Origin of the sequence: Pseudoalteromonas sp. c7(2019), assembly GCF_011378625.1 — a bacterium.
Lineage (GTDB): Bacteria > Pseudomonadota > Gammaproteobacteria > Enterobacterales > Alteromonadaceae > Pseudoalteromonas > Pseudoalteromonas arctica.
In genome coordinates this window covers 108,379-125,640 of the sequence record NZ_WTKS01000015.1, presented here as the reverse complement: position 1 = coordinate 125,640, position 17,262 = coordinate 108,379, and the positions used below count along the sequence as shown (strand labels likewise).

Sequence of the window (17,262 nt, the reverse complement as noted above, 5' to 3'; positions counted from 1 at the left end):
GTAGCGGCTTAGTTCAACAATTTAATAGTGCGCTCATCGCGCATATTTCTGCCAACGATACGCTCATGTATTTTATAAATCATTTTTACCAAATAACTTAACACATTGCTATATATAATTTTTATTAGCATTCAAACTCTCAATAAAAGAGAAAATGCGCTCGCCGCTCATTTTCTTGAATATGTGTGCATCACAACTATACTGTATATAAAAACAGCGCCATTATTGGTAATAGTATGAAAACACGTTCCCCATTTTTAAATTATATAGCCGATTATATGTTGGTACGTCAGTATTCATTACGCACCGTAGATACCTACCTAAGATGGATTGCATCTTATATCCATTTTCATAATAAACGCCATCCCGCCTCAATGGGGGACAATGAAGTCGAACGCTACTTAGAACATTTAGTGTTAAAGCAAAACGTTGCACCACGTACGCAAGCCACCGCACTCAATTCATTGTCATTTTTATACAAGCACATAATAAAAAAAGAACTCTCATTAAATTTAAATTTTGCCCGTAGTAAAAAACCAGCAAAGCTCCCTGTAGTGATGACCCCAGAGGAAGTTAAAATGTTGATGGCTCATTTAAATAAGCGCTATTATTTAATTGCAGCCCTCATGTATGGAAGTGGCTTAAGAGTGATGGAAGCAGTGCAATTAAGAGTAAAAGATATTGATTTTGATTATAAATGCATTCAAGTATGGAATGGAAAAGGTAATAAACACCGCATTGTTACGCTGGCCACAGAGCTAATTCCTATGCTGAGAAATCAAATTTTGAACGTTGATGACTATTTAAGACTGGATTTAAATAATACGGAATATTCTGGCGTATGGATGCCATATGCTTTAACAAAAAAATATCCAAGTGCCGCAAAATCGCTTGCGTGGCAATATTTATTTCCTTCTCATATATTAAGTTCAGATCCTCAAAGTGGTGAAATAAGGCGACATCATTTTCATCACTCTTGTATTAGAAAAGAGATTAAAAAAGCCGTCCAAAAATCAGGGTTAACAAAAATAATAACACCTCATACATTGAGACACTCTTTTGCTACTCATCTACTGCAAAGTGGCGCCGATATAAGAACTGTTCAAGCTCAGCTTGGCCATTCTGATGTTAAAACTACACAAATTTATACCCATGTACTACAGCAAGGTGCTAACGGGGTTGTTAGCCCTTTTTCAAGATTATAAGCGTCTCTTTTTAATCCTCTACGCATACATATTCGCTTTAAGACCAATACCGTCATCTATTTCCATTTTAAAAACATAAAAAAGCCCCGCTTGTTTTTACATAAGCGGGGCTCCACACTAATTTTTTACTCAACAATAAAAGCGCCGATACTGCGGGCGCTTTGCATCATTGAATTTAATTACTTTAACTTACTGATTAACTACACTTTTAAGCGGGTTAATCGGCTGTGCGTTATCGTCTAGTAGATTCATATCAAAATCGAACTCATCTACACGAATCGCTTTTTCACGTTTGATGTTGTAATCAATTAACTGAACGTGTTCAGCTTGCGTGATTACGTTTGCCGCTAGTGCGTTATCAAGCGTGATGTTAAAGCGTATACCTGGTTTAATTACTTTAGCACGTAGTGCTTTTTTAACTTTAGCCAGCTCGCCAAGTGATGCCATTTTAGCTTTGTAAGCTTGCTCATTAATATGATGACCATCGCCTACTACTGGTTTAACTAAATGCGTAATTTGCGCTTTAAATGCGGTATCTAGCTGAGCTTGCTTAGCTAGTTCGCGGATTAAATCATCGCTAATTTTTGGCATTTTAGTTGAGTAGTTCATTGTAATGAAACGAATAAACTTACGTGTACCACTTGCAGGGAAGTTATCTAAAAACTTATGCAATGCTTCTTCAGCACTTTGTAGTGCAAAACGAGTCGCGTAATGGAAATACGGCGCTGCTTGCTCACGGTCACTACTTGATACTTTTTGCTCGTAGTATTTAATTGATGCCATAGCTGCATATAAGAAGCTCATTACATCGCCTAAACGTGCCGATAGCATTTCTGCTTGTTTTAACTTACCGCCAAGTACAAGTAACGAAAAGTCTGCGTACACTGCAAGTTTTGCAGATAATTTATGTACTGCTTTTTCATAGTCGCGTACTTCTGGTAATTCAGAATTAGCACTTGCTGTAAATGGTAAAACCCCTAGGCGGAAAGCACGTAAGCTGTTTGCTGTGCTGTAACCAATTGTTTTACGTAAAATACCGTTAAATTCTTTATCTGCGCCTTTGTCTTCGCTGTGAATTGACTCAACCATAGATTGTAAATATGGGTGACAACGCATAACACCTTGACCAAAGATCATTAGGTTACGTGTAAGAATATTCGCGCCTTCTACCGTAATGGCAATCGGCTGAGCAACATAACCACTTGCTAATGTATTTTGTGGACCGTTTTGAATCGCTTTACCCGCTTGAATATCCATTGCTGAATCAAGCACGTCGCGACCAAGCTCTGTCATGTGGTATTTAGCGATTGCGGTTACTACTGATGGTTTTAAGCCCATGCCTAAGCCTTCAGTTGTAAGTACGCGCATTGCTTCTTGTAGGTATGTTTTACCTGCAATGTCAGCTAGTTTTTCTTGAATACCTTCAAACTGGCCAATGGCTAAACCAAACTGTTCACGCACTGCTGCGTACTCAGATGCTGATTTAAATGCAACTTGTGCTGTACTAACACCTAGTGCAGGTAATGAAATACCACGGCCAGCACCTAAACAACTAACCAGCATTTGCCAACCACGGCCGATATTTTTCTGTCCACCAATAACAAAGTCCATTGGTACAAATACTTTGTTACCACGTGTAGTACCGTTGTAAAAACGAATACCCATTGGGTCGTGACGATTACCAAGCTCTACACCTGGGTGCTCTTTTGGAATAAGTGCACAGGTAATACCTAAGCTTTCTTTACCACCTAATAAACCATCAGGGTCCATTACTTTAAAGGCTAAACCAAGTACAGTAGCAATAGGTGCAAGCGTTATGTAGCGCTTGTCCCATGTGATTTCAAGGCCAAGTACTTCTTCGCCTTTATACATGCCTTTAGTAACTGTACCAATGTCTGGAATGCCACCTGCATCAGAACCCGCTTCTGGGCTTGTTAATGCAAAACATGGAATATCTGTACCATTTGCTAGGCGTGGTAGGTAATGTGCTTGTTGTTCTTGCGTACCAAAGTGAAGTAATAGCTCACCCGGGCCTAACGAGTTAGGAACCATTACGGTTACCGCAACTGCTGAGCTTTTAGTCGCAATTGTGCCAACAATAGTAGAGTTTGCATAAGGGCTAAACTCTAAACCACCAAACGACTTAGGAATGATAAGCGAGAAAAAACGCTCTTTTTTCAAGAATTCTAAGATGTCATTTGGTAAATGAATGCCGTTTTGAATCACTGAATCGTCAATCATGCCCAGTAGTTCTTTTACTGGACCGTCTAAGAATGCTTGCTCGTCTGCGCTTAATGTAGCAGCAGGTACGTCGCGAAGTGCACTGAAATCAGGTTTACCTTGGTAGATAGAACCTTCAAGCCATACATCACCCGCGTCTAGCGCTTCTTGTTCTGTGATAGAAATACTTGGTAATACTTTTTTTAGTTTTGTACGTAAACTCATGATTGAACTCATCCGACCAGCTAAATAATACCTACATTACGTCATAAAAAATCGTTTAGATCAATTACTCTATTCAATTAATTAACAGTTTTTTCAATTTATTTTCTTTACCTGAACGTAAACTGTTGAAACACAAAGGCTTACAGCTGTACGCTGAAAAAAAGTATTTTAACTAAAATGATGAATAAAACAGCAAAAGCTCTAGGGTCTGTTGATTTTTGCGGATTAAAATTTGTTCAAACTAGGGGCTATTTAATCGCGGCGCGAGGTTTGTAACCTAGTGGGCTAAGTAAAAACCGAGCAACAAAGAGTAAATAGCCCCTAGGAAGAACCCTTTGGGCAGCGCCTGTTTGGCATTAATGCTACGTTATCGCCCATTTATGGGGAATAACCACACTACATAGGCTCTGCCTTGCCTAAATACCAAACAGACTGCTGCAAATTCAACCTTGAAAGATCAACAGACCCTAGCGCTGTATCTATTTTTTTATGGGCATAAAAAAACGCAGCACAAATAGGCTACGTTTTTATTCAATTTGTAGAGGCTACATTATCAGTTAATCTAGCTAAAGCTACTTAAATTTAAATCAAATTGTATAAGCGCTTCACTTAGCAACTTTAACAACTTGCTTGCCGGTAAAACCACCAGCAAGTTGTTTATTAAGCGCTTGCGATACTGACTCAGCACTAAAATCTACGGGCGTTATTTCTGGGTGTTTAATGTCGCCACTAACAGCGCCTTCAAGTAACAAGTTGCCCATAAAACTCAAACGTTGTTGTGCACATAAACTATTAGCAAGCCATGCACCACCAATTGATACTACGCTAATATTAGGCGCTCGGTGATACATTAAGTCTTGATCAAAACAAGGGAGTGGATTTAAGCAGGCAATACGTCCGCAAAAACGCATTAACTCAATATTACGCTGAGTACACTCACCACCTATCGTATCAATAACCGCGTCAAAACCTTGTGGGCCAAGTTCTCTGCGGATTTTTTCGCATAGCTTTTTATCGCTATAGTCAAAAACCACATCAGCACCTAGCTGCTTAACCAATTTATGGTTACGCTTTGATGCTGTGGTAAATACGTCTGCACCACGCTGTTTTGCATATTGAATAGCAAACTGCCCTACCGCTCCGGCTCCGCCTTCAATAAAAATAGTATCGCCTTCACTAATGCCTATTTTATCTAAGCTAATAAGTGCTGCCATACCGGCGCATGGAAGTGTTGCTGCAATGGCCGGATTTAAACCGCTTGGCACAACCGACACTGCAAAGTTAGGTACTTTGGTGTACTCGCTCAAAGCACCTTGCTCACCAATGTTGGCATGCCACATAACGCGCTGGCCAACATTTGGAAACACACCTTTATTAGCTTTAACCACAACACCTACGGCATCTAAGCCTAAAATGTGTGGATACTGCCATTTACAAAAGCCTGTTTTAGCAAATTGACCATCAACTGGATTTAAACCAACGTACTCTACTTTTACAAGCAGCTCGTTATCTGCACAAATAGGAACAGGCAGCTCAGCATCCGCTAAGTCAATTGCTTCATTTGGTTCTGGCAGTACAATAGCGCGCATTGTTTGCGGGATAATGTATTCATGTAAATTTTCAGTATTTGGCATCAATATAACTCTACTTATTAGTGTCGTTTAACGCATAACTCCATTGGCCATTAAATGACTGGTAAGCATTTACTTTGGCAAGCAGTGAAGAAATTGTTGTTTCAACAGCATTTTCTTGTGCTATTAAAACATCCTGGCGCGCATCTAACAACTCAAGATAAGGAATTTGACCTTCTTCGTACATTGCTTGTGCTTGTAAAAATGCTTTATTAGCAAAGTCATAGCGCTCATCGGCAAAGCGTTTTTGCTGTGCTTGATTGACCAACAATTGCAGTGAAAGTTCACTTTCACTTAGTGCAGTTAATACTACTTGTTGATAATCGCTGTAAGCGGCTTCACTTAAAAACTGCTGCGCGTCGCGCTGTGCTAATAATGCTGGGTAGCTTAATAACGACCATTGCAATTGCGGCGCTACTTGCCACTGTTGGTCGGTATTTTTTAAGCCTGTGCTATCTATACTCACAACCCCTGCAAATGCAGATAAGCTAATATCTGGTAATAACGCTTTGCTAGCTGCAACACTTAAGCTATTTGCTTGGCTAAAGTCAAACAGTGCACGGCTAATATCTGGACGTAAGGCAATGGCATTATTAGCGTTTTTTAGTGCTACGCTAAAGTCACGTTCAAGCACGCCTTGCTCGTTTTCAATAGCAATATTTTGCGCTAACTTACCGCTTAGTACTGCAAGAGCAGATAAATCGCTGTATTTTGCATATTCAATGGCAGGCATTAGTGCTTGTTGCTGTCTAAGCTGCGCCATCGTACGGTTTAAATCAAGTTCGTTTGCTACGCCTTCGTCAACACGGGCTTGAAGAACGTCAATACTTTGCTCAAGCGCTTCAATTTGTAGCGTAACAATGTGTTGTTTTTCAACATTCCCTTGATAACTTACAAAGCCTTTAACGACTGACGAAACTACTTCAATTTGTAATAAGCGTACTTGCTCTGCTTGGCTCATGGCTGATGCATTTGCAGCATCAACCAACGCTGTTATGCGACCAAATAAATCTAGCTGCCAATCAAGTGCAACATTTGCACTTGATTGGCGGTCAAACACGCTTGGTGCATCGCTTCGAGCTGCGCCAACATTTACGCCCCCTTGCGGTAGGTATTGGGCTTTTTGCTCTCCTAGTCGCGCTAATGCACTTTTAAGTGTTAGCTGGCTTGTTTGCAAATTATAGTTATTTGCAAGCGCACCAGTAACAAGCTCATTTAGTTGATCAGAATTAAGCTTTTTCCACCAGTTTGTTTCATCAGCAACGCTAACGTTACTAGCAATATTAGCTTTGGCAACAAATTCGTTAACGGCTTTTTGCTCGCTCATGGTGTCTATTTTACTCGCACACCCGGCTAAAAACGCAGCGACTAATACCGCACTGGCAGTCAGACTTGTTTTAAGTCTTTTTTGCATTAATTTAGTCATGAGTATTCTCCTGCGCTTTCTCTTTTTTGTTAGTCACTAACATATAAAATACCGGCGTGAATAATAGACCAAACACGGTTACACCTATCATCCCTGAGAATACTGCGTTACCCATTGCGTGTCGCATTTCGGCGCCTGCACCGGTGGCAAGTACTAACGGTACAACACCTGCTGTAAATGCAATTGAGGTCATTAATATTGGGCGCAAGCGCATACGACATGCCTCAAGTATTGCCTCTAAGTGCGATAAGCCTGAGTCGTGTCTATCTTTTGCAAATTCAACCATCAATATTGCATTTTTAGAGGCCAACGCGACCAGAACTATTAACGCTATTTGGGTGAATATGTTGTTGTCAGAGCCAACAAACCACACACCTAACAAGGCTGAGAAAATAGTCATTGGTACAATTAATATAATTGCCAGTGGTAAACGTAAGCTCTCGTACTGCGCTGCAAGTACCATAAATACAAGTAATACAACTAACGGGAATACATAAACCATGGTGTTACCGGCAAGTACTTGTTGGTACGTTACTTCAGTCCACTCATATTCAATACCTGTTGGTAGTGTGTCTGCGAGTACTTTTTCAATAGCAACTTGTGCTTGATCAGAGCTATAACCTGGCGCTGGGCTGCCATTTAGTTCTGCACTTGGGTAACCGTTGTAATGCATAACACGGTCAGGACCAATTGTTGGAGTTACCGTTAATACAGAGCCTAGTGGCACCATATTACCTGAGCGGTTACGTACTTTTAAATTAAGTATTTGATCAGGGTCTAAGCGATAGTCAGCATCGGCCTGTGCATTTACTTGGTACGTACGGCCAAACATATTAAAGTCATTTACGTACACAGAACCTAAGTAAATTTGCAGTGCATTAAATACTTCATCAAGTGGAATACCTTGAATAAGCGCTTGCTCACGGTCAATATCAATATCCATTTGTGGAACTTGGATACGGAAACTTGAGTACAGGCCCATTAATGCTGGATCTTGTTGCGCTTTAGTAATTACGGCCTGCAGACTATTAAATAGTGCTTCAAACCCTTTATTAGCTCTGTCTTCTATTTGCAGTTTAAAACCACCTGTTGTGCCTAAACCTTGAATTGGCGGCGGTGGAAATACCGCTACAAATGCCTCATCAATGGCGGCAAAACGTTTATTCAACTGCGCCGCTATCGCCATCGCTGATTGGCTTGGGTCGGTACGTTTATCAAAGCTTTCAAGTGGTGTAAATACAATGCCGCTGTTAGGGCTATTTGTAAAACCGTTCACTGATAAGCCAGGAAAAGCAACAGTATGTGCAACGCCTGGTACTTCTAATGCAATTTGCTGCATTTGAGCAAGTACATCTTCAGTACGATCAAGGCTTGATGCGTCAGGTAACTGCGCAATAGCCACTAAATACTGTTTATCTTGCTGTGGAATAAAGCCACCTGGTACGGTATCAAATAACTTAATTGTGCCGCCAACAAGTGCAATGTAAGCCACCATTACAACAACGGTCATACGAATTAGTTTTTGTACCAGTTTTTCGTAACCTTTAGCACCACGATTAAATACGCGGTTAAATGGTTTAAACAACCAACGACCAAACAATTTATTAAGTAAACGCGTAAATGCATCTGGTTTTGCATCATGCGATTTTAATAACAATGCAGCAAGCGCAGGCGATAACGTTAGTGAGTTAAACGCTGAGATAATCGTCGAAATTGTAATTGTAAGTGCAAATTGCTTATAAAATTGACCTGATAAACCGGTAATAAACGCAGTAGGAATAAATACAGCACTTAGTACTAGCGCAATGGCAATAATAGGGCCTGTTACTTCACTCATTGCAACGCGGGTTGCTTCAAGTGGCGATAAGCCTTTTTCAATATTACGCTCTACGTTTTCAACAACTACAATCGCATCATCTACAACAATACCTATGGCCAATACTAAACCAAACAACGACAAGGTATTAATTGAGACACCTAACCACTGCATTACGGCAAACGTACCAATGAGCGAAATAGGCACAGCAATTAGCGGAATAATTGATGCTCGCCAGGTTTGTAAAAATACAATAACAACAATAACTACCAGCACAATTGCTTCAAGCAACGTTGCAATTACCGCGTCAATTGAGCCGCGAACAAATACCGTAGGGTCGTACACAATGTCGTATTCAACACCAGTAGGGAAATCTTTAGATAAGCGCGCCATTGTTTCGCGTACTTGATCAGAAAGCTCAATAGCGTTTGAACCTGGGCGTTGGAATATTGGCATTGCAAGAGCTGGTTGGTTATCAAGCTCAGCACGCAGTGCGTAAGTGTCTTGGCCTAAATCAACACGGGCTATATCAGATAAACGCGTTAACTGACCTTCGTCGCCTACTTTAATAATAACTTGTTCAAATTCTTCAATACTGTTTAAACGACCTTTAACGTTTAACAATATTTGAAATTGACTGTCGTTTGAAATTGGTTGCGCACCTAAGCTACCTGCAGCAACTTGCTGGTTTTGCGAGCGAAGTGCTGTTACTACATCTGTTGCTGTTAATTCGCGTGCAGCAAGTGCATCTGGGTTTAGCCATACTCGCATTGAGTATTTGCCAGCACCAAACATGCGAATATCACCTACGCCTGGTAAGCGCGCAATTTCATCTTTAATGTTTAAATCGGCATAGTTAGATAAGTACGCTGTGTCGTGCGTTTTTTCAGGTGAGTATAAATGCACTACCATGGTTAAATCTGGTGATGACTTTTCAGCCACAACACCTAAACGTTGTACTTCTTCTGGCAAACGCGGAAGTGCACTGTTTACACGGTTTTGTACTTGTACTTGGGCACGGTCTAAATCGGTACCTAACGCAAAAGTTACCGTTAATGTCATGCGGCCATCACTGGTACCTTGCGAAAACATATATAACATGTTTTCAGTACCGTTAATTTCTTGCTCCAGCGGTGTTGCCACTGTTTGCGCAATAACGGTAGGGTTAGCACCTGGGTAGTTAGCGGTAACAACAACTGTTGGAGGAACTACTTCTGGGTATTCACTAACTGGTAATTGGAATAGTGATATACCACCAGCAATTAAAATAACCAATGACAGCATGGCCGCAAATATTGGACGCTGTATAAAGAAATGCGAGAATTTCATCAATAAACCTTATTGCTTAGCCACAAGTTGTGCGTTGTCATTTAACAATGTAAATGCCACACCACTTGTATCAATTGTTACTGTTTGCGGAGAGATTGGCATACCAGGGCCTACGCGAGCTGGGCCATTTACAGCAATAACATCACCTTCGTTAAGGCCCGATGTAACCGCACGTAATGCACCGTAACGCTCACCAGTAGTGATAAGTTTGTATTCAAGTACGTTGTTTTCGCCAACCGTTAATACAAAACGATTTTTTAAGTCGGTACCAATTGCACGTTCTGGGATAATAATCGCGTCGCTAATAGAGTTGGCTGCAAGCTTAATACGTGCAAACGAGCCTGCGCGTAATTGGTTGCTGTCTTCATTAAATACCGCACGTACGCGTAATGTACCTGTTGATGAATTAATTTGGTTATCAATAAAGTTAATGTAGCCTTTGTATGCAAAATCGCTTTGACCCACTTTTTGCATTACAACAGTTTGGTGGCTCGCAGCAGTAACATCATTAAAAGAGCTATTCCATGTGCGTTCATCAACATCAAAATAAGCGTACATAGCTTGGTTTGAAACAATTGACGTTAATACGCTTTGACCCGCAAGTATGTTATTACCTTTGGTAATATTTGCGCGAGAAATAATGCCATCAATTGGTGATACTACTGACGTAAACTCTAAATCAAGCTCTGCTGAAGTAAGTTGTGCTTGCAGTGCAGAAAGCTGTGCTTCGCGTTGGCGTAGTGTTGAAGTACGCGCTTGTGCTTGCTCAGTAGAAATTGCCTTACGGTCTAATAAGCGTACCGCACGTTTGTCTTCACTTTTAGCTTGCTCTAAGGCAGCTTCTGCACTGTTGATTTGCGCTTTTAAGCTAGCAACCACAGCAGCAAATGGACGAGCATCTAATTGAAATAAAACATCCCCTTCTTTAACCACATCGCCTTCTTTAAATTCAATGCTATCGATGATTCCCGATACACGCGGCATTAAAGCAACTTCTTGTGGAGACTCTAAACGAGTTGTATATGTGTGCCAGCTTTGTACCGGCTTAACAAGCACCTGTGCTACATCAATTGGTTGAAGTTGCTGTGCAGGTGCTGATTGAGCTGTGCTCTCATCAGCACAACCCGCAAGTGTTAAAGATGCCGCAGTAAGTGCAGCAGCAATTAGATGTTTGTTCATGAAGACGCTCCATTGTTGATTAGCCTCGCATAATACGGATTAAACCCGTGTGTAAAAACCATAGATTTTTAAATTCATTAATGCCAAAATGGCATCAATAGATTAGTTAAGGTGTAATAATGGATACAACAAGTCGACTTTTAATGTTACTTGAAGTGGTTGAGCAAGGCTCTTTTGCAAAAGCTGCAGAAATACGCAACATAGATCGCTCTGTTATATCTAAACAAATTAGCCGTTTAGAGGATGAGTTAGGCGTTAGGTTACTTAACCGAACCACGCGTTCATTTTCGCTCACAGCGGCGGGTGCCGAAATGATCAAAAAAGCCGCTGAGCTTAGAGAGCTGCTCGGCGAAACCGTACGCATGGCCGAAAACTACCATTTAGAACCGCGTGGCGTATTAAAAATCACTTCCTCAACACTTATTGGTCGTCGTTATTTACAACCTGTACTTAATGATTTTCAAAAACGCTTTCCTCAAGTAGAAGTTGAACTGCGTTTAGACGATAGATTAGTAGATATAGTCTCTGAAGGATTTGATTTGGCTTTTCGTGTAGGTGAGCCTAAAGATTCGTCACTTATTGCACGTAAAATAGCGCGTAACCGATTATTAATTTTAGCTGCACCGCAGTTTATTGAAACTTACGGTATGCCAAAAACAATCGAAGAGTTAGCGCAATTACCAGCAGCAAGCTATGCCAGTAATTCTATTCGAGTAGAAGCTATAGATTACTACGATAGTAAAGGTGAACGCTGCGAGCAAAAAATAAAAAGTGTGTTTCGTGCTAATGATGCCGAGTCATTGTTAATGAAAACATTATCGGGAACAACTTACTTTGTTGCCCCTGCATTTATTATTGGTGATGAAATAATACAAGGTAAGCTAGTGCCTTTATTGACCGATGTAAAACTGATGGAGTTTAGTGCGATGTATGCCGTATATCCGCACCGAGATTTACCAGTGAGGACCCGGTTGTTTTTTGATGCTGTGCGCGAGCATTTAGGAAAAGATAAACCGATTTGGGAAAACGGGATCCCCAATTTTGAGCAAATGTATTAAGTAACCCTGCTTAAGCAACTACCGCCTCACGGTCGTGTTCTTTTTTAAACTTACAATACACTTTATTGCGGCCAAATTGTTTTGCTTTATATAACTGTTTATCTGCTTGGTTTACAAAGCTTTCCAATGAATTAGTACTTTTAAATTTTGCAACACCAATACTGGTTGTAACATTAATTGCAAGGCCGTCAATGTCAAATGTGGTATTTTCAAAGCGTGCTCTTATTTGTTCAGCGGTATTAAGTGCAGCCTCTTCATTTGCAAAAGAGCTAAATAAAGCAAACTCTTCACCGCCTACTCTAAATACATACCCTCTACCAAGCACAACTCTTAGTAAAGTGGCCACTTCGATAAGTACTTGGTCACCGACACCATGGCCATGCTCATCATTTATCTGCTTAAAAAAGTCTAAATCGAGTAAAAACAAATATAACTGTGACTTATCTTGTAGTTCAACTTCAAAATAGTGGTTCATTGAAAGGCGATTACCTGCACCCGTTAACGGATCAAGTAACGCTAAATTTTTAAGGCGCTTTGAAAAATGTGAGCGGCTCCCTTCAAAAACATGAGAAATCGCCCAAATACTTAAATAAGCACAGATTAAATTAAGGGATAAGTTAAAAGTTTCAAAGGGGGCAAGTGTAGACTTACTCCCTAAAATAAACACTTGGATAACTAATAAATTTGCAGAGAAAATTACACCATATTGTTTACCTAATAAAAGGTAGTACAAAATAGGTAATGCAAATGACCATACAAACACACCATTACGAGGCGATGCTAAGGATGTACCTAAAATAACAATTAGCGTTATAAGTACACACATTATTAAGGATTGCCAAAACTGTAGTGGACGGCGTATAAGTGAAATATAAGTAAATATACAATAAATAGAAAAACAGATTTCGATATAGCCAAGCAATGGAAAGTTATTTACGGTTAAATTAAATCCCGCAAATCCTACCGATAAAAAACCAAAACAAAGACACATCCCTCTCAGGACGTCCTTTCTTAATGATTTAGTGCTATTAAGAGCCGCGATATCCATTCTAATCACTTAATAAAAATAAAAAGTAAGTTTAACGTGAAAATACAATTTAACAAGCTTTGTTGATATAAAACCATGTAGATACAACCAGTTATTTACATTTTAGGGATAATGTAGTGTATTTCAGAAACACGTTTGATGCTTTAATATCACTAAGTGGCTTTAACAACTAGCCACCTAACATGGATAAATTAGTAGTAATACCTGTATTACCTTGGTGTAAAAGGTGAGTTGGCTTTTTGGTTTTAATATAACGAGATAACAATGCCATTAATTCGCTGTTTGAACTGTCGTTCATATATTCTCTTAGCGAAATACCCTCTTCAGAAAACAAACACAAGTGCAGATTCCCTTTTGCTGTAACCCTTAATCGGTTACAGGTACTACAAAAGTCGTTGCTGTAAGGCATGATCAAACCAATTCTGCCTTGATAATCAGGATGAGCAAACTCTTGAGCAGGACCTGCTGATGCACTACGCGCAACTTGCTGCCAACCCGTTTGTAATAACTGAGTTTTTAAAACTTGCCCAGAAACATGGTTAGCATCAAAAAAGGCTTTGTTGTCGTTTGTTTGCATCAATTCTATAAAGCGGATGGTAACGGGACGGTGTTTAACCCAATTTAAAAATGTATCAAACTCTTTTGCGTTGTATTGCTTCATCAGCACGCTGTTTATTTTTACCGAATCAATACCCGTTTCAAGCGCAGTATCAATGCCTTTCATTACTGAGGTAAATTTGTCATGCCCAGTAATGGTGTTAAACATGCGCGAATCTAAACTATCAATGCTTACATTAATGGCGTTTAAGCCTGCATCTACCCAGTCATGAATATTCTTATGAAGAGAAAAACCATTGGTAGTCATTGCAATTTTTTTTATGCCCGCGACATCTTTTGCCGCGCGAACAACATCTATAAAATCTTTTCTAAGGGTTGGCTCTCCGCCAGTGATCCTTACTTTTTCGATACCATGGTGTGCAAACGCTTTAAGCGTGTTGCTAATTTCATCAATTGTGAGAAAACCACGGTCTGGCCCGCCCTGATAACCATCTGGTAAACAATAAACACACTTAAAATTACATACATCAGTAATAGACAAACGTAAGTAACTAAACTCTCGCCCTGTTGGGTCGATTAGCATAAATAAACCTTAACTAATATCAACAAGTAATAACAACCTAATACCAATTTGCAATAATACTTAATCATTTAATTAAGCAAATTGGTATAAACAACGCTACTTATTGATACATAAATAATAATTACATAAATATATTTAATAACTAAAAGGGGCAGCTTAAAGCATACCCCCCTTTAGTTATTTTTGTTTTACGCTTCTAAGCCTTTTTTAAGTTCGCTTGGCTTCATTGGTAGGTCACGTAAACGCACGCCTACTGCATTAAACACAGCATTACCAATAGCAGGAGCAACCCCTATAACGCCAGGTTCGCCTAAACCAACTGGAAACTCATCACTTTGTAAAAATTCAATGTCAATATCTGGCACATCTTGCATTCTTAGTGGTAAATAAGTATTAAAGTTAGTCGCTGATACTTGCCCATCTTTATACGTATTTGATTCATGCAATGCAAGGCTGCTGCCCCATAGTAACGACCCTTCAATTTGCGCCAGTGCGCCATCTGGGTGAACTATTAAGCCCGCATCTACAACAACATAGAGCTTTTTAAGCGTTATTTTACCACTATCACGGTTAACGTGAACATGCGCTGCGGTTGCAAGCCATGCTGGCATAGTACGTTCTTGCCCTGAGCTTACAGAAAAACCAATGCCCTCATCTTTAGCTAATTTAACAGAAGCTACTTTGTCAGACACCGTTTTAAGCACATTACGTAAGCGCAGTGCTCCACCAACGCTCTCAGGTGCTTTACCCGCTTGCTTGCCTTTACCGTCTAACATTTCAATTCTAAATTGAACTGGATCTTTGCCTTGCTTATGGGCAATTTCATCAATAAACGACTCAAGGCTCCAAGCAATCCAACCTGGCCCTACTGAACGTAACCAACCTGGAGTAAAGGTGCTTTGTGCAACTTCGTTATTAATAGCGCGTGCACGATGACTGCTCATGCTATACCAATGATCAGCGCCCGATGCCGAAAATGCATCAAATTTACCTTTGCCATCAACACCCGGTGATAAAAACCCTGGTGCCATAGCTTTAGTAGGCCAACCTGCAGCAAATGCATGCTCTAAACCAGTAAAAGTACCGTTTTTATCAAACGACGCCGTCATTTTTGCAGCAGATGCAGAACGAGACTGATCGAATAAACTATCGTCTGCTCGTGTAAATACCAGCTTTACTGGTTTACCTACTGCTTTTGCAGTTAGAGCTGCAGGTACAGTCCAATCACCAAATAATCGACGACCAAAACCACCACCTAAATAATAAGGACGAATAATTACTTTGTTTTGTTCTATTTCAAGTGCTTTAGCAAGCGCAGGTAACGTAAGTGACTGCCATTGGTTACCAGTATGAATAATCCAATTTCCGTCTTTAAATTCTGCAACCGCATTTAATGGCTCTAGCTGATAATGACTTGCTGTCGCTGTGGTATACATTGATTCTAACGACTCACTGGCGTCTGCTTGAGTTTTCTTTATATCGCCTTGATCAACAAATAAAGTACCCGAGTCGCGTTGCTCGCATAATCGCTTACCTTCTTTTTGAATATCAGCTTCAGATATATTTGCTGACTCACCCTTTTTGTAACTCACCTTTAAAGCATCTACTGCTTTAATGGCACTTGGGTAACTATCAGCTAATACAACAACCCAGCCTTGCACTGTGTTACTAGGGTCATTTAAAATTTCATAGCCTTTGTAACCTTTAATAGCTTTTGCTGCACTATCGTCAACGTTTGTTACTGTGCTGCCATAACGGGTTGGCGGTATTACTGGTCGCGCGTACAGCATGCCTTCAACTTCTACATCTATCCCGTATACTGCGGTGCCATTTGTTTTGGCTGGTATATCAAGCGCTTTAAAGTCTTGTTTAAGCCCAGTTAAATGACGTTTATTAGCAGGTTTTAGTGGAAGGTTTGCAACTTCATCACTGGTAAATGTACGATTAAACTCGCCTTTTTTAACTATGTCAGCATAACTAACCGATTTTTCGCCTGCAATAATATAGCCCTTTTCAGCACGACATTTGTCTGCAGGCACGCCGAGCATTTTAGCTCCGGCTTCTATTAATGCAATTCGACCCGCAGCGCCGGCTTGAGATAATGGCTTGAAGCTTTGAAATACAGACCACGAACCACCCGTTACCATAAAGCCCCATTTTTCATGGGTATCTACGTAGGTAATTGATACTTTATCCCAATCACATTCAAGCTCATCAGCCACAATGCGCGCAAGAGCAGTACCAATATGTTGACCCATTTCAGCTTTTGCAATACTTACTTCTACGGCGCCGTCGGTGCTCATAGTCCACCAAATGGTGGGTGAGAAAGCCTGTTGCGCAATTGATTCTTTTGCACTGACCGAACCCGAAAATAACGCTGGGGCAAACGCCATGACTAAACCTGCGCTAGCAGTGCCAATCATAAACGAGCGACGATTTAAATTAACGGTTTCGCTATTTTTTTGAAATAATTTTTTCATTATCGGCTCCAGTTAAGCGTCTTGTGCATTTGGATCAAATATATTTACTACACTTTGTGACTCATCTGCAGCGCGTTGAATAGCAGTTTTAATACGTTTATAAGCCATACAGCGACAATAGTTACCATTCATATGGCTTACTATTTCTTCATCTGAAGGACTTGGGTTAGCTGCTAGTAATGTAGCAGCTTGCATTATTTGCCCCGATTGACAGTAACCGCACTGTGGTACTTGCTCTTCAACCCATGCTTTTTGAAGTGGGTGTTCGTTATTAAGCCCTTCAATTGTGGTAATGTTTTTTCCTGCAATTGCGCCAATTGGTAAAACACATGAGCGAGTTGCTTGCCCATCTAAATGCACCGTACACGCACCACACATTGCAATACCGCAACCAAACTTCGTACCTTTTAATCCAATTTCATCACGAATAACCCATAACAATGGTGTATCTTCACTTGCGTGTGATTCAACCACCTTGCCATTAATTGTAAACGTCACCATAGC

Annotated in this window: 11 protein-coding genes; 2 read left to right on the top strand and 9 right to left on the bottom strand. The window is 40.3% G+C overall.

Features of this window, described 5'->3' with window-relative positions; all coding sequences use genetic code 11:
- Positions 1-236 precede the first annotated feature (236 nt).
- Positions 237-1,205, top strand: a complete 969-nt coding sequence (locus GQR38_RS16135; protein ID WP_165722562.1) for an integron integrase — start codon at positions 237-239, stop codon at positions 1,203-1,205.
- Between the two features lie 189 nt (positions 1,206-1,394).
- Here GQR38_RS16135 and GQR38_RS16130 read toward each other — a convergent pair whose 3' ends face one another.
- From GQR38_RS16130 to GQR38_RS16110, 5 genes are all read right to left on the bottom strand, one after another.
- Complete coding sequence (locus GQR38_RS16130; protein WP_024592148.1) at positions 1,395-3,650, bottom strand: acyl-CoA dehydrogenase; 2,256 nt, start codon at positions 3,648-3,650, stop codon at positions 1,395-1,397.
- Positions 3,651-4,255: 605 nt separating this feature from the next.
- Positions 4,256-5,284: a zinc-binding dehydrogenase gene (locus GQR38_RS16125; protein ID WP_165722564.1), complete on the bottom strand. Its 1,029-nt coding sequence runs from the start codon at positions 5,282-5,284 to the stop codon at positions 4,256-4,258.
- A 10-nt stretch (positions 5,285-5,294) separates the two neighbouring features.
- A complete protein-coding gene (locus tag GQR38_RS16120; RefSeq protein WP_101217022.1) occupies positions 5,295-6,707 on the bottom strand; it encodes a TolC family protein in 1,413 nt (470 codons plus the stop codon).
- The gene (locus GQR38_RS16115) at positions 6,700-9,852 is read right to left on the bottom strand and encodes a multidrug efflux RND transporter permease subunit (RefSeq protein ID WP_007582022.1); all 3,153 of its coding nucleotides are present in this window, start codon (positions 9,850-9,852) and stop codon (positions 6,700-6,702) included. Before GQR38_RS16115 ends, GQR38_RS16120 begins: the two co-directional genes overlap by 8 nt.
- 9 nt (positions 9,853-9,861) lie before the next feature.
- Positions 9,862-11,031: an efflux RND transporter periplasmic adaptor subunit gene (locus GQR38_RS16110; RefSeq protein ID WP_010553924.1), complete on the bottom strand. Its 1,170-nt coding sequence runs from the start codon at positions 11,029-11,031 to the stop codon at positions 9,862-9,864.
- 119 nt (positions 11,032-11,150) lie between these two features.
- Between GQR38_RS16110 and GQR38_RS16105 the strand changes: the two genes are divergently transcribed.
- Positions 11,151-12,089 (top strand): LysR family transcriptional regulator, encoded by a 939-nt coding sequence (locus GQR38_RS16105; RefSeq protein ID WP_165722566.1) that lies wholly within the window; start codon positions 11,151-11,153, stop codon positions 12,087-12,089.
- A gap of 10 nt (positions 12,090-12,099) precedes the next feature.
- Here GQR38_RS16105 and GQR38_RS16100 read toward each other — a convergent pair whose 3' ends face one another.
- The 4 genes from GQR38_RS16100 to GQR38_RS16085 form a co-directional block, all read right to left on the bottom strand.
- Positions 12,100-13,137 carry a GGDEF domain-containing protein gene (locus tag GQR38_RS16100; protein WP_165722568.1) on the bottom strand — a complete coding sequence of 346 codons (1,038 nt, stop codon included), beginning with the start codon at positions 13,135-13,137 and terminating at the stop codon, positions 12,100-12,102.
- Positions 13,138-13,306: 169 nt separating this feature from the next.
- Positions 13,307-14,278 carry a GTP 3',8-cyclase MoaA gene (gene moaA / locus GQR38_RS16095; protein WP_024593165.1) on the bottom strand — a complete coding sequence of 324 codons (972 nt, stop codon included), beginning with the start codon at positions 14,276-14,278 and terminating at the stop codon, positions 13,307-13,309.
- A gap of 188 nt (positions 14,279-14,466) precedes the next feature.
- Positions 14,467-16,758: a molybdopterin cofactor-binding domain-containing protein gene (locus GQR38_RS16090; protein WP_121955117.1), complete on the bottom strand. Its 2,292-nt coding sequence runs from the start codon at positions 16,756-16,758 to the stop codon at positions 14,467-14,469.
- A gap of 12 nt (positions 16,759-16,770) precedes the next feature.
- Positions 16,771-17,259 (bottom strand): (2Fe-2S)-binding protein, encoded by a 489-nt coding sequence (locus GQR38_RS16085; protein ID WP_007582016.1) that lies wholly within the window; start codon positions 17,257-17,259, stop codon positions 16,771-16,773.
- Positions 17,260-17,262 lie beyond the last annotated feature (3 nt).

Coding starts and splice junctions, on each gene's coding strand:
- GQR38_RS16135 (WP_165722562.1), top strand. CDS start 237: ATGAAAACACGTTCCCCATTTTTAAATTATATAGCCGATTATATGTTG.
- GQR38_RS16130 (WP_024592148.1), bottom strand. CDS start 3,650: ATGAGTTTACGTACAAAACTAAAAAAAGTATTACCAAGTATTTCTATC.
- GQR38_RS16125 (WP_165722564.1), bottom strand. CDS start 5,284: ATGCCAAATACTGAAAATTTACATGAATACATTATCCCGCAAACAATG.
- GQR38_RS16120 (WP_101217022.1), bottom strand. CDS start 6,707: ATGACTAAATTAATGCAAAAAAGACTTAAAACAAGTCTGACTGCCAGT.
- GQR38_RS16115 (WP_007582022.1), bottom strand. CDS start 9,852: ATGAAATTCTCGCATTTCTTTATACAGCGTCCAATATTTGCGGCCATG.
- GQR38_RS16110 (WP_010553924.1), bottom strand. CDS start 11,031: ATGAACAAACATCTAATTGCTGCTGCACTTACTGCGGCATCTTTAACA.
- GQR38_RS16105 (WP_165722566.1), top strand. CDS start 11,151: ATGGATACAACAAGTCGACTTTTAATGTTACTTGAAGTGGTTGAGCAA.
- GQR38_RS16100 (WP_165722568.1), bottom strand. CDS start 13,137: ATGGATATCGCGGCTCTTAATAGCACTAAATCATTAAGAAAGGACGTC.
- moaA (WP_024593165.1), bottom strand. CDS start 14,278: ATGCTAATCGACCCAACAGGGCGAGAGTTTAGTTACTTACGTTTGTCT.
- GQR38_RS16090 (WP_121955117.1), bottom strand. CDS start 16,758: ATGAAAAAATTATTTCAAAAAAATAGCGAAACCGTTAATTTAAATCGT.
- GQR38_RS16085 (WP_007582016.1), bottom strand. CDS start 17,259: ATGGTGACGTTTACAATTAATGGCAAGGTGGTTGAATCACACGCAAGT.